This window comes from Methanobrevibacter smithii ATCC 35061 (genome assembly GCF_000016525.1).
Taxonomy (GTDB): Archaea; Methanobacteriota; Methanobacteria; order Methanobacteriales; family Methanobacteriaceae; genus Methanocatella; species Methanocatella smithii.
Genome location: NC_009515.1, coordinates 1,616,394 through 1,629,801, shown reverse-complemented (window position 1 = coordinate 1,629,801; position 13,408 = coordinate 1,616,394). Strand labels below are relative to the sequence as shown.

The following is a 13,408-nucleotide window of genomic DNA, read 5'->3' as shown; positions in this document are numbered from 1 at the left end:
AAAAACATGAAAGGAAGCTACTGTCTAATAATCAACATTAAAAAAGATACTGAAATTAAAATCGGCAAAAAATTAGGATTTATCAACTTTAAAAAAGGATGTTATGTTTATGTCGGTTCAGCTATGAACTGCCTTGAATCCAGAGTTAAAAGACACCTGTCAGACAATAAGAAAAAGCACTGGCATATTGATTACCTTTTATTAAATAAAAACAGCGAAATTGAAAAGGTTTATACAAAAGAGTCTGATGAAAAACTGGAATGTGAAATAGCTAAAAAAATAATTGAAAATGAGGAATCAATAGCTGATTTCGGCTGCAGTGACTGCAAATGCCACTCCCATTTAATTTATTTTAAAAACTCAAAATTGGCTAATTTAAAAGTTTCATCCGTTCTCAATAGCTTTGATTAATTTATGTGCCTCTCTTTCAACTTTTTTACGGTTAAATGCTTTAGCTATTCTTTTTATCGCATCTAAATTTTTAACATAACTGTCTAACCATGAAAATATGTCTCCAGGATAGACCTGTATCTGATATTTCCTGAACAGTTTATTTGAAATATCTATCGGATCTTTACCTTTAAGCCTTTCATTTATTATTACTTCAGATATTCCCTTTTGCAGACAGTCACAAAACGGTCTGTCTTCACATTTGCATTTTAAGAAATCTGATTGAATATTAATTAAAGCATCCTGAAATTTTTTGTCCAGTTTACTTATTGCTTCACCTGATGAAATAATATCCAGTGTTGATTCTGCAAACAGTCTTGTTGAAAATTTAATTTTTAAAGCGTTTGCTATCTGATTATGTACAACTGAAGACAGATATGCATTTTCAAACATTTCCAGCTGCAGTCCAATAGCCAATATTTTTACCCTTAATTTGTTGAATTTGTCTTTTTTCTTATAGTACGGAGACTTTCTTAAATAGACCTTTAGATATCCCCTATCATCAATTGATTTTTTAATATAATCCGCATCCTCCAGAGATAAAAAGGATACTGATACTGCACGGCCATATTTTGTTATGTTTAATTTATTTCCTACAATATCTATTAATCCCAAATCTTCCATTTCATTAATAGCTGTTCTAATGTCTACCGGAATATTTATATTTTTATAGAATTTATTTAACTCATCTGTTGTTTTTATTGATCTTGAAGAAATATCTGCCAATATCTGTTCATATGAGCTTTCTTCATCATATTCTATAAATACATCTTCGCTGTCACTTTCAAGTAAATCCAGTGCCTTTGCCTCTTCACTTTCGCCGTCAAAGTCATGGCCTACTTCAGGCAGCAAATATACTATTCCCCTGTCATGATAGCTTGGTCTTCCTGCACGTCCAAGCATTTGTGAAAATTCATTTGGACTGATCCACTTATTTCCCATTACCAATGAGTCAAATATTACCTGTGACGCTGGAAAATCAACACCTGCAGCAAGTGCAGCTGTAGTTACAACAACAGATATTTTTCCCCTGTCAAAGTCCTTTTCTATTTTTTCTTTTTTATAATAGGACAGACCTGCATGATATGCTGCGGCATTGACCTTTTTATTTTGGAGGAAATTAGCTATCTTATGAGTTTTTCGTCTTGAATTGGTGAAAATTATAGTCTGTCCTCTGTAACCTTTTTTAGACTTTGTATTAAATTCCTTTTTAGCTAATTTTTGCATTATATGGTGTTTTGAAGATTCTGATCTGATATAAACCAAATGACGTTCCAATGGAACCGGCCTTTGAGAATATTCCACCAATTTCATATTAAACTCACCGGCTAAAAATTCAGGATTTTTAACAGTAGCTGAAAGACCAATAATCTGTGAATGAGGATATAAATGCTTGATACGTTTTATTAATCCATTAAGTCTTGTTCCTCTGTCTTCATCATCAATCATGTGGATTTCATCAATTAAAACCACTCCTAAATTAGACAATAAAGCTGAGTTCCCGTTTCTTAAAAGATAATCCAAGCCTTCATAGGTTCCAACAATTATATCTGCATCTTTAACATCACTGTCAGGCAGTTTCAATTCACCTTTAGCTTTAACCCTATTTCTACCTACTTTAATAGCTACCTTTAAGCCTAACTTTTTATATTTTCTTTTAAAATCACGGTATTTCTGATTAGCCAGTGCTACCAGAGGTGTCAGGAATATAAATTTTTGACCTTTCATTGCTTTGGTTACTCCTGCAAGCTCTCCAACCAAAGTTTTTCCACTTCCTGTTGCACTTACAACAAGCAAATCCTGATTTTTTAAAAGGCCTTCCTTAATTGCCAAATATTGGACAGGCAATAATTTTTTATTTCCATTTTTAATTAAAATATCCCTGAACTTATGAGGTATTTTAAGTCTTTTCATTGATACATCAGGTATTTTATACTTGGATTTTGTATCTACTCTGTCAAATAATGTTAAATTTCTGTTAGAAAGTGGATCAAATTTAGGTGAGAGAACAGACAATGTTTTTTCCAAATTACCTGTTTTATCTAAAATGTCTTTAAGGTTTCTGAATATTTTTTTATCAAATCCCTGAAGTTTAATTTCCCTTTTAATTGTTTCATATGCACACTGCTCACATATCAACTGATTATTGTGTTTATATGAAAATTCAGAGTTTACAATTGTAATATTTCCTTCAAATGCACAAAAATCACAAACTCTGGTGTGCCTTACCTTAATATTCAGTGATTTAAGATAATCCTCAACTTCATCATCCCTAGTTGCTAAAAAAACAGCCTGACTCCTTAAAAGTTTAATTACTTCCTGAGGCGGAACTAATTTTTCTGATAAATTAGATGAATCCGAGTAATTGTAATCCGCTACAAATCTGGAAATAGCTATTGAATCATCATATTTTTTAAATTTAACAGTTCCAACATACTCAGGTTCTCTTTTATTATTCAATGCTCCTTTTGGAGAACCTATTGGATATAATTTCCACTGTTTTTTTATTTTTTTAAGAATTATCATTATATAATATTATATCGTTAAGGTTTATAATATTTTAAAAAAAAAGAGGAAAAATCATTCGATATAATCGAATTTAGTTTCCATAACAACAATTATAACAAATCCAATAATAGCCAGGATAATACAAGGCAATAATGCAGCAAATGTAAGCGGAGTTGTATTTACAATATGTACAACAGGAAGTTTTAATGTACCAATCATCACACCAATAAGAAATGCCATTGTAATGCCTTCATGATGTTCAAGCAAATAATTTAAGACTTTGGAAAATCCTAAAATACCAATAAAGGCACCTGCACAAAATACAACAATTTCACTTAAACTCATAGTCTTTAAAGCATTTAACATATACTCATACTGACCTAACAATAAAAGTAAAAATGATCCTGAAATACCCGGCAAAATCATTGCACAGATAGCTATCAAACCTGAAATAAACAGTATCGGCAAAGTATGATTCATAGCTATCGGATTTAAACTTACAAAAATATATGCTAAAACAGCCCCAATAACAGTAAAAATTACATGTTTGAGAGTAAGTTCATCCATTTGCCTGTATAACACATATGACGAAGCAATAATTAATCCTAAAAAGAATGAATAGGTTAAAGCAGTGTATACATCCATACAATATGAAATAACATTAGCTAATGTTAACATTGCAAGTCCAATACCACATAATAACGGTATGAAAAATTTAAAGTCAATTTCATAGAATAGTCTTTCTTTAAAACCCTTTAAATCTCCTTTAAGTAATGGTTTTATGAAAGTAAAATTAATTGTACTTATTGAATGTACCAAACGTTCGTAAATACCTGTGATTAATGCAATTGTTCCTCCAGAAACTCCAGGAACAATATCTGCAGAACCCATAAGTATTCCGCGAATAAAAATTGAGAAAAAATCTACAAATTTCAAAATATTTCACCTTAAATATTAGTTACTTCTAAAAAAGTGAACTTAAAGTTAATATGTCATAACTTTATTAAATACTTTGTTGAAAAAGAGAAAATTTACTTGCTCATTTTCTCTTTAACAAGCTGTTTGGCATAAGGTGTGATATTTTCACTAAGGATTTTTTGTAAAAATTCACCAGTGTATGTTCCAGATTTGGCTATTTCTTCTGGAGTTCCGGTAGCTATTACTTTTCCACCACCATCTCCACCTTCAGGACCCAAATCAATAATATAATCAGCTGTTTTAATAACATCCAAATTATGTTCAATAACAACAACTGAATTGCCCGCATCAGTCAATCTGGCAAGAACTGACAACAATCTCTTAATATCTGCAAAATGAAGACCAGTTGTAGGTTCATCCAAAATATATAATGTGTTACCTGTATTTGACCTTGAAAGCTCTTTAGCTAATTTAATCCTTTGAGCTTCACCACCTGATAAAGTAGTAGCCGGCTGACCTATTTTCATATAGCCCAAACCTACATCAAGCAAGGTTTTAAGTTTTTTATGTATTTTCGGAATATGTTCAAAAAAGTCCAATGCTTCTTCAACAGTCATTTCCAAAACTTCATAAATATTTTTACCTTTGTAACGAATGTCTAAAGTCTCTTCATTGTATCTTTTGCCGCCACACACTTCACATGGAACAAATACATCAGCTAAAAAGTGCATTTCAATTTGCACAATACCGTCACCTGAACATGCTTCACATCTTCCTCCCTTTACATTAAAACTAAATCTGCCAGGTTTATATCCCCTAGCTTTAGCTTCTGGAGTTTCTGCAAATAAATCACGAATATCCGTGAAAACTCCAGTATAAGTTGCAGGATTTGATCTTGGAGTACGTCCTATCGGTTTTTGGTCAATAGCTATGATTTTATCAATGTTGCTTACACCTTCAATTTTATCATAATCTCCTGCAAAGGTAAATTTATTGTTTAATTTTCCGCTTAACCCTTTGTATAAAATTTCATTAATCAGACTGCTTTTACCAGACCCGCTTACTCCTGTAACACATGTGAACTTGCCTAAAGGTATTTCAACATCAATATTTTTAAGATTGTTTTGTCTGGCTCCCCTAATTATAAGTGATTCATCATTTCCTGATCTGCGTGTTTGTGGAATTGGTATTGTTTCACGTCTTGAAATATACTGACCGGTAACAGATTCATGTGACTCCATAATCTCTTCAGGAGTTCCGCAGGCAACTACTTTTCCACCGTGTTCTCCTGCTCCAGGACCTATATCTACAACATAATCTGCAGACAATATTGTTTCTTCATCGTGTTCTACAACAATTAAAGTATTTCCCAAGTTTTTAAGTCTCTTTAGTGTTTCAATAAGTTTTACATTATCTCTTTGATGAAGACCAATACTTGGTTCATCTAAAATATATAGAACACCAACTAATCCGGAGCCTATTTGAGTAGCTAATCTGATTCTTTGAGCTTCACCACCAGACAGTGTACCTGATGAACGTGCCATTGATAAATAGTCAAGCCCAACATCGACAAGGAATTTAAGTCTTTGTCTGATTTCTTTTAAAACCTCTTTAGCTATGAACTGTTCTCTGTCAGTAAGTTCCAAATTCAAGAAGAACTGATATGAATCCTTAATTGACATTTCCACTACGTCAGCTATTGATTTTCCACCAACAGTTACAGCCAGTACCTCAGGACGAAGTCTTTTTCCATGACATACATGACATTTTCTGTCACTCATGAATTTGGAAATGTATTTCCTGCTGTAATTTGATTTGGTTTCAATGTATAAACGTTCCATTCTCGGAATAACACCTTCAAACTGACGATTAACTTGATAAGATTTATTTCTACGTTTAAATGAAAATGGTATTTTATCGTCACAGCCATATAATATTATATCCTGCTGTTCATTGGTTAATTCATTAAACGGAGTGTCCATGCTGAAGTTAAAATGTTTAGATACTGCTTCCAGCATCTGATGATAATAATTTTCTTTTTTATTTGATTTTGCCCAAGGAGTAACTGCCCCTTCATTTAATGTAAGATTTTTATTTGGAATAATTAAATCAGGATCGATTTCCATTTTAACTCCAATACCATTACATTCAGGACATGCTCCCTGAGGTGCATTAAATGAAAACATCCTTGGAGTGAGTTCTTCAAAGTTTATTCCACAGTCTACACAGGCAAAGTGTTCTGAATATTTTTTCTCATAATCTCTGCCATCATCTGAAAATAGTACATTTATCAGTCCGTCTGCAAACTCTGAAGCTGTTTCTAGAGAATCAACCAGTCTTCTTTTAAAGTCAACATCCTTTCTTATTTTTAGTCTGTCTACAACTACTTCAATGCTGTGTCTGTAAGTTTTCGGAAGGTCAATATCTTCTTCAAGGTCTCTAACTTCACCGTCCACTCTTGCCCTTACAAATCCTTTGTTTCTCAAATCATCCAAAACATCCTTGTGCTGGCCTTTTTTATCCCTAACAACCGGAGCTAAAATATGTATTTTTTTACCTTCCCCTTCTTCTATTATACTGTCTCCAATTTGGCCCAATGTTTGGTGAGATATTTCCTTTCCACATTTTGGACAGTGGGGTGTCCCTATTCTTGCAAATAATAATCTAAGATAATCATAAATTTCAGTAATAGTTCCTACTGTAGATCTTGGGTTTTCTTTTGTGGTTTTTTGGTCTATTGAAATAGCAGGAGACAAACCTTCAATATATTCCATTTCAGGCTTTTTCATTTGCCCTAAAAATTGTCTTGCATAAGCTGAGAGAGATTCAACATATCTACGCTGTCCTTCAGCATAAATTGTATCAAAAGCAAGTGAAGACTTACCAGACCCGCTTAATCCTGTTATTACAATAAATTCATCACGAGGAATAGCTAAATCTATATTTTGCAAATTATGTTCTTTAGCTCCTTTAATGATAATCTGTTTTTTAGAGTCTTTTGTCATAGTACCCTCCTTAATAATAATTATCCAATGCCCCAATATAATATATTAATCTAAGAGCATTTGAAAAATAAAACATTCGTAATGTATCAAACAAATATTAGACATCTACATATATAAATATATCTAATCATTTTTCCACTTAATATTTTGGAACTGTATCCACACCACCATTATAAAAACTATTGAAATATTGATTTAAAAGTGTTAAATTTACTCAAAATATTTTATTTAAGTTATTTACAACTTAACAACTTATATAGTGGCCAATAGAAAGTATTAGTGTATTTTATCAAATCGATTTATAGAATACTAAACAATTAAGGAGAGAAAAAATGATTTATCAAAAACAGGATAAATTAATAAAAGGATTAGCAAAATATTATGGTCAAGACCTCTTTGATTATTTAGAAGCATTAGAAAAAGAAACAGATGAAATACATGAACCATTGCCTTGTACAAAAATTAAAAAGGTATATTCTACAGAATTAATAACACCTAATTTTAAGGGTTTATTAATGGATTTTGTATATGAAATGGTTGATGATTCATATATCCATTATGAACATTACAGCGGTAACTTAACTCATGGTAATCTTACCCATACTGGACGTTACGACATGGAATTACATGAAGAAACTGGAAAACCCATAAATACTATCATAATATCTACAGGCAATCCAAACAAATCAGAAACAGAATGCTGGATTGGAAAAGTAAATAAATATACACCAATAAGAATAATTTTTCTAAAAAAATATCCTTGAGACCAAAGATTAAAAAATGTTAAAATCAAAATAGAAAATAACAAAAAACTAACAGCTTTTGACATATTAGATTTAATTTTCATACCATTTTTAAACACAACCAAAAATTCTGAAGAAATAGTTAAAGAAATCTGTGGTTATGTTAGCAAAATTACCAAAATAACAACCAAACAAACTAAAATATTAACATGGGGACTTTGGCTAACAACAGAAATATTCATAAAAAACCCAGAAACATTAGAAAAGGTGAGAACAATGAGTACCCTAAAATGACAAAGCATAAACGAAAAACTACACAACAGAGAAATAGAACTTAGACAAGAAGGAAAACAAAAAGGAAAACAAGAAGAAAAAACAAATATGAAAAACACAATAAAAACTCTTGAAAACGAAGGAAAAACCTCCGACGAAATATTAAAAACACTAAAAACAACTTTCTAAAAAAATAAGTTCTAGCTGTCCATTAAATAAAATGCAAAAATTAAAATTAATGGACAGTTCCCATTTTTAAATTATTCTATGAAGAATCTTTTTTTAATCCTTTTAAAGTAGCTATCTGATCTCTTAAACTGGCTGCTCTTTCAAAATCAAGTTTAGCTGCTGCTTCTTTCATGTCATTTTCCAAATCACTGATAAGTAAACGTAATTCATCTTTAGGTATTTTACTAATATCCGTTCCTTCAATATCCAAATCCTCAGCTACTTTTTTATCCTTAAGTGCCCTTTTAGTAGTTTTAGGAACAATACCATGTTTTTCATTATACTTGATTTGGATTTTTCTTCTTTTACTTGTAATAGCTGTTGCATTTTTAACGGAATCAGTCATTTCATCAACATACATGATTACCTGACCGTTGATATTTCTTGCAGCCCTTCCAATAGTCTGAATTAAAGAAGTTTCATTTCTTAAAAATCCTTCCTTATCTGCATCTAAAATAGCTACTAAAGAAACTTCCGGCAAATCAAGACCTTCCCTAAGTAAATTTACACCGACCAGCACATCAAATGTTCCCCGTCTTAAATCATCTACGATGTCAATTCTCTCTAAAGTATCTATTTCAGAGTGCATATATCTGACTTTAACACCTATTTTTGCATAATAATCAGTTAAATCTTCAGCCATTTTCTTGGTTAAAGTTGTAACTAAAACTCTTTCATCTTTTTTAGCTCTTTTTTTAACTTCGCCAAGCAAATCTTCAACCTGACCTTTAACCGGACGAATAATCACTTCAGGATCAACCAAACCTGTCGGACGGATAATCTGCTCAACAATATTACTTGATCTTGACAATTCATAAGCTCCTGGAGTAGCTGAAACATAAATGATTTGGTTTATAGATGATTCAAATTCATCAAATCTCAATGGCCTGTTTTCCTTAGCAGAAGGTAATCTGAATCCATGTTCTACTAAAGTCTCTTTACGTGCCCTGTCTCCATTATACATTCCACGAATTTGAGGCAGTGTAACATGAGACTCATCAATAATAGTCAGATAATCTTCAGGGAAGTATTTTAATAATGAATAAGGTTTTTCACCCCATTTTCTTCCAGACAGATGCATTGAATAATTTTCTACACCCGGACAATATCCCATTTCCTGAAGCATTTCAATATCAAAACGTGTTCTTTGTTCCAATCTTTGAGCTTCCAGAAGCTTATTTGATAAATTAAACTCATTTAATCTTTCATCCAGCTCATCAGAAATGTTTCTGATTGCTGTATCCATTTTATCCTGCCCGACAACAAAGTGCTTTGCCGGGAAAATCATGTATCTTTTTAAACTTTCTGTTTTTTTGCCTGTGACTTTATCAATTAAACTGATTGCATCTATTTCATCACCAAATAGCTCAACTCTTACAGGAGGAGTGCCGTGAACAGGATTTATTTCAATTACATCTCCGCGTACTCTAAAATGACCTCTTGCAAATTCAATATCATTTCTTTCATACTGCATGAAAACAAGTTTGCGAATAATATCTGAACGGTCATAATTGTCCCCTACAGCTATTCCAAATGCAAATTCCCCATAATCCTCCGGAGAACCTATACCATAAATACAGCTGACACTGCTGACTACAATCACGTCATCACGGGATAAAAGTGATTGGGTAGCAGAATGTCTCATTATGTCAATTTCTTCGTTGACAGATGATTCCTTATCAATGAAAGTGTCAGTTCTTGGAACATATGCCTCAGGCTGATAATAATCATAATAACTGACAAAATATTCAACTGCATTGTCTGGGAAAAACTCTTTAAATTCCTCATAAAGCTGTGCAGCTAATGTTTTATTATGGGAGATGACAAGGGTAGGTTTTTGAACTTTTTCAATAACATTAGCCATTGTAAAAGTTTTGCCGGAACCTGTAACTCCTAAAAGAGTCTGTTCCTTTTCACCCTTATTTATCCCATCAACTAATGAATTAATGGCTTTTGGCTGATCACCTAATGGCTTGTAAGGTGAGTTTAGTTTAAATTTTTTCATGCTTTTCTAAATTACTTCATCAACATTGATGTGAAAACTGATATGGAAATAGGGCAGGGAACAGCAGGGAACAACTTTTCTACTTCTTATGCTAACTTTGCCGTAGTCTTCAAAACAGTTTTCTAAAGCTTTCTCAATATTTTTAACATTCATTTCATTATAAACTCTTAAAGACCCTAAAAAAATAACATGATCTTTTGTATTCATAACAGATATGGAATCAACAACATCCTCTTCATCATATCTTTTTAAAATTATATTAGATCCTTCAATAAGTTCTTTTTTAATAGCATCTTTATCAAACATCTTTAATCCCTCAAAACATTCGCTATGCTTTTTGCAAGAGAAACACGAGAACTGTCTGCAGATAAACTATTGGTAGATATTAAACTGTTAGCACCAGCTGCATAGATTCTCATAGTAGCTCCATTTACCAAAATCGGATGAACACAACAAACATCAACTGATTTGGCACCGTATTCCTTTAATATTTTAACTGCATTAACAATAGTTCCACCGGTAGCTATAATATCATCAATAATAAATGCCTTTTTACCTTTAACTGAATCCACATTAACTGTTTCATCAGAACTGCCTTCAACATCAACAATTCTAGTTTCCACCTTATCAGGTCCAAGACGAACTTTAGACAGATAAGTGCATTCACAATCAAGAATTTCAGCTATTTCCTGAGCAAAAGGATATGCTCCTTTATCAGGAGCAACAATTAAAGGTTTTTCATCAATTTTTTCATCAATATATTCGGCTATTGCACCCATAGCAGAAATATTTGTAGTTGGAATATCAAAAAAGTCCAAAACACATTTTTCATGAATATTAAATGTAATAAATTCATCAGCACCTGCAGATTGAATTAAATTAGCTACAATTTTTGCAGAAACTGCTTCCCCATCATGAAAACGTTTTTCCTGTCTTGCATAACCCATATATGGAACAACAACCCTAACTTTTTTTGCTCCGAGGTCTTTAAGATTTGATATTAAAAACAGCAATTCCATCAAATTTTCATCCTGAGGATATCCTGTAGATTGAATAACAGTAACTTCATCATCAATCTCACCATCAACACGCAAATATCTTTCGCCATCTGGGAATTTTTTAGTTTCTACATAACATAAATCATCATTTAACTCTTCTGCCACATGAGCGGCCAAATCTTGAGATGCTGAACCACCAATAATCACATTATCACCAAAAATTAATATAATAATTAATATTTGATTTTAACATAAAAAAAGTTAACTATATTAATGCTAAAAACAATTGTAAATCATGAAAATTGGAAGAATTATTTTTGCAGTTATAATACTTGCTGTCATTGTTATAGTGGGAATAGCTGCAACTTCTAGTGTGTTAATAATAGCTGAAGACGAAAGTGAAGGAGGTATTCCTGGTGTTGACATGGGTGCCACATGGAATTTAACCGGTGGATTTAACTGGATTTATCCGGGAAGTTCATTTAACGCACAGCATCAAACACTACACAACATTCATTTAGATGATCCCGACAATCCTTACGGAGCAGCTAAAGAAATAATGGAATACACTTACAATATATCTCCAAATATTATCATAACAGTAAATAATAATGCAGCCGAGAAAATATTTGGCGGAGACATCATATCCGATATTCGCCAATACGACTGGGGTGACGGAATGGACCGTGGAGATGCAGCTGATAAAGCAATGGGTGATTTCCACATGAATTATTTGGCAATTCCAGAATGTTTATTAACTGGAGATATGAAAATACATTTTGTTTAAATTTAAAAAAAAGTATTGTTTTTTAAAAACAATACTAAAAACTCTTTTTTTACAATGGTAAAGTTCTTACAAACAGAATAAATCCAACAAGAGATATGAACAATTGGATGAAACCATGCTTTTTAATATTATTATCCTGTGCCTGAATTAGGAAAAACGGCATGAAAAATCCAAAGAAGCTAAAAAAACCCATTGAAGTATTTCTAGCTACCAGATCCATAAGAAAACCTCCAAATGAAAAAAATATGGTAATTATATAAGAAATAATTATAAATTTCCTACTAATTCCCTGTTCCACATTTCTATAAACAAAGAATGTGTTGGGCTGGAGCCCTTCCACTAATGGAGTTCCGCATTTGGCACAAAAGTCATAGCTGTCCTGATTCTCAAATCCGCAATTTTTACAAATTCTAACCATAATTATCTAACCAATAAAATTTATATTATCTGGAATTTCACGTTCAGGAGATGGAATATCACAGGGAGCTTCATAACCAACTAAAATACCTGAAACTGGTATGAAATCTTCAGGAAGGTTTAATTTATCTTTAAGCTGAGTTAAAATAGCTATTGGAGATACAACATAACATGTAGCCAATCCCAAATCAGTAGCTGCCAAAATCATTGTTGTTGCAGATGCTGAAACATTTATTTGAGAAAAAGGACCCTCAGGTGCAGAAATAACAATTAAAGTTGGAGCACCATATAATGGCTCATAACCTGGAATAGAAGCTCTCTGGCGCATAAAACCTTCAGAATTTAACATGAACTCTTTAGTTTTATCATTTATTTCACTTAAAAACTCTTTATTTTGAATTACACTAACTTGAAATGGTCCTGCATTTGGGGCTTTATTAGCTACTCCTATAATTGTGTCTAATTCCTCTTTCGTTATTTGCTCATCCTTATAAGCACGAATGCTTTTTCTTTTATTAATTGCTTCCAATGTTTCCATATTATCATCCAGTGTCATTATTTTCTAAACTCATTACAATTTCCAGATAGCATTTTCCGGTATAATCAATATTTTGTAGTTCATCAAAGTATTTAAAATTTAATTTTTCAAGAACCCTTTTTGACTGAAGGTTATTTTTTCTAAATGAAGCAAATATTTTATTTAACTTTAAATCCTTAAAACCATGTATTAAAAGTTTCTCAGATGCTTCACATGCATAATTATTTCCCCAAAATTCTTCTGCAATCCAATATCCAAGTTCTGCATTATTTTCTCCCCAATAATGATTTCCGTCAGGATAAACAAGCAAACCCACACATCCTATAATTTGACCATTTAAAGTTATGGCATAAGTTTCATCCTTTGCAAAAACAGTTTGAATTATCTCCAAACTATTTTCAACATTTTTATGTGGTGGCCACCCTGCAATCGGACCAATTTTTGGATTTTTAGCATGATGATACAACTCTTCAGCATCATCTACCTTCCATGACCTTAAAATTAAATTCTGTGTTTTGAGAATCACCATGTTAAATAA

Annotated in this window: 11 protein-coding genes and 1 pseudogene; 3 read left to right on the top strand and 9 right to left on the bottom strand. The window is 32.1% G+C overall.

The window, feature by feature from the left end; all coding sequences use genetic code 11:
- Window positions 1–6 precede the first annotated feature (6 nt).
- Window positions 7–411, top strand: coding sequence for a GIY-YIG nuclease family protein (locus tag MSM_RS07940; protein ID WP_011954608.1), 405 nt, complete (start codon window positions 7–9; stop codon window positions 409–411).
- Here MSM_RS07940 and MSM_RS07935 read toward each other — a convergent pair.
- The 3 genes from MSM_RS07935 to uvrA all read right to left on the bottom strand — a co-directional run bounded on the left by MSM_RS07935 (window position 385) and on the right by uvrA (window position 6,881).
- Window positions 385–2,976: a DUF5814 domain-containing protein gene (locus MSM_RS07935; RefSeq protein ID WP_011954607.1), complete on the bottom strand. Its 2,592-nt coding sequence runs from the start codon at window positions 2,974–2,976 to the stop codon at window positions 385–387. The two genes, MSM_RS07940 and MSM_RS07935, sit on opposite strands and share 27 nt — an antisense overlap.
- 54 nt (window positions 2,977–3,030) lie before the next feature.
- Complete coding sequence (locus tag MSM_RS07930; RefSeq protein WP_004033548.1) at window positions 3,031–3,849, bottom strand: DUF368 domain-containing protein; 819 nt, start codon at window positions 3,847–3,849, stop codon at window positions 3,031–3,033.
- Between the two features lie 140 nt (window positions 3,850–3,989).
- Window positions 3,990–6,881 carry an excinuclease ABC subunit UvrA gene (gene uvrA / locus MSM_RS07925; protein ID WP_011954606.1) on the bottom strand — a complete coding sequence of 964 codons (2,892 nt, stop codon included), beginning with the start codon at window positions 6,879–6,881 and terminating at the stop codon, window positions 3,990–3,992.
- 332 nt (window positions 6,882–7,213) lie between these two features.
- On the opposite strand from uvrA, the pseudogene MSM_RS09435 reads away from it, so the two are divergent.
- Window positions 7,214–8,086, top strand: a pseudogene (locus MSM_RS09435) (hypothetical protein).
- A gap of 76 nt (window positions 8,087–8,162) precedes the next feature.
- Here MSM_RS09435 and uvrB read toward each other — a convergent pair.
- From uvrB to MSM_RS07905, 3 genes are read right to left on the bottom strand one after another with little or no spacing between them, the layout of a single operon-like run.
- Window positions 8,163–10,130: an excinuclease ABC subunit UvrB gene (gene uvrB, locus MSM_RS07915; RefSeq protein ID WP_011954604.1), complete on the bottom strand. Its 1,968-nt coding sequence runs from the start codon at window positions 10,128–10,130 to the stop codon at window positions 8,163–8,165.
- Between the two features lie 6 nt (window positions 10,131–10,136).
- Complete coding sequence (locus MSM_RS07910) at window positions 10,137–10,436, bottom strand: hypothetical protein (RefSeq protein WP_004033543.1); 300 nt, start codon at window positions 10,434–10,436, stop codon at window positions 10,137–10,139.
- Window positions 10,437–10,438: 2 nt separating this feature from the next.
- Complete coding sequence (locus MSM_RS07905) at window positions 10,439–11,335, bottom strand: ribose-phosphate diphosphokinase (protein ID WP_004033541.1); 897 nt, start codon at window positions 11,333–11,335, stop codon at window positions 10,439–10,441.
- Between the two features lie 88 nt (window positions 11,336–11,423).
- Here MSM_RS07905 and MSM_RS07900 point away from each other — a divergent pair, with 88 nt between their 5' ends.
- Window positions 11,424–11,915 (top strand): hypothetical protein, encoded by a 492-nt coding sequence (locus MSM_RS07900; RefSeq protein WP_004033538.1) that lies wholly within the window; start codon window positions 11,424–11,426, stop codon window positions 11,913–11,915.
- Window positions 11,916–11,964: 49 nt separating this feature from the next.
- On the opposite strand, the gene MSM_RS07895 is transcribed toward MSM_RS07900, so the two are convergent.
- The 3 genes from MSM_RS07895 to MSM_RS07885 are packed head-to-tail and all read right to left on the bottom strand — an operon-like array spanning window position 11,965 to window position 13,399.
- A complete protein-coding gene (locus MSM_RS07895; protein ID WP_004035252.1) occupies window positions 11,965–12,333 on the bottom strand; it encodes a zinc ribbon domain-containing protein in 369 nt (122 codons plus the stop codon).
- Between the two features lie 6 nt (window positions 12,334–12,339).
- Window positions 12,340–12,870: a nitroreductase family protein gene (locus MSM_RS07890; protein ID WP_048058700.1), complete on the bottom strand. Its 531-nt coding sequence runs from the start codon at window positions 12,868–12,870 to the stop codon at window positions 12,340–12,342.
- Window positions 12,871–12,874: 4 nt separating this feature from the next.
- Entirely contained in the window at window positions 12,875–13,399 is a 525-nt protein-coding gene (locus tag MSM_RS07885) for a GNAT family N-acetyltransferase (RefSeq protein ID WP_011954602.1), read from the bottom strand.
- Window positions 13,400–13,408 lie beyond the last annotated feature (9 nt).

Excerpts from the sequence above, each read along its gene's own strand:
- MSM_RS07935 (WP_011954607.1), bottom strand. The coding sequence starts at position 2,976 with ATGATAATTCTTAAAAAAATAAAAAAACAGTGGAAATTATATCCAATA.
- uvrB (WP_011954604.1), bottom strand. The coding sequence starts at position 10,130 with ATGAAAAAATTTAAACTAAACTCACCTTACAAGCCATTAGGTGATCAG.
- uvrA (WP_011954606.1), bottom strand. The coding sequence starts at position 6,881 with ATGACAAAAGACTCTAAAAAACAGATTATCATTAAAGGAGCTAAAGAA.
- MSM_RS07895 (WP_004035252.1), bottom strand. The coding sequence starts at position 12,333 with ATGGTTAGAATTTGTAAAAATTGCGGATTTGAGAATCAGGACAGCTAT.
- MSM_RS07940 (WP_011954608.1), top strand. The coding sequence starts at position 7 with ATGAAAGGAAGCTACTGTCTAATAATCAACATTAAAAAAGATACTGAA.
- MSM_RS07910 (WP_004033543.1), bottom strand. The coding sequence starts at position 10,436 with ATGTTTGATAAAGATGCTATTAAAAAAGAACTTATTGAAGGATCTAAT.
- MSM_RS07900 (WP_004033538.1), top strand. The coding sequence starts at position 11,424 with ATGAAAATTGGAAGAATTATTTTTGCAGTTATAATACTTGCTGTCATT.
- MSM_RS07930 (WP_004033548.1), bottom strand. The coding sequence starts at position 3,849 with ATGGGTTCTGCAGATATTGTTCCTGGAGTTTCTGGAGGAACAATTGCA.
- MSM_RS07890 (WP_048058700.1), bottom strand. The coding sequence starts at position 12,870 with ATGGAAACATTGGAAGCAATTAATAAAAGAAAAAGCATTCGTGCTTAT.
- MSM_RS07885 (WP_011954602.1), bottom strand. The coding sequence starts at position 13,399 with ATGGTGATTCTCAAAACACAGAATTTAATTTTAAGGTCATGGAAGGTA.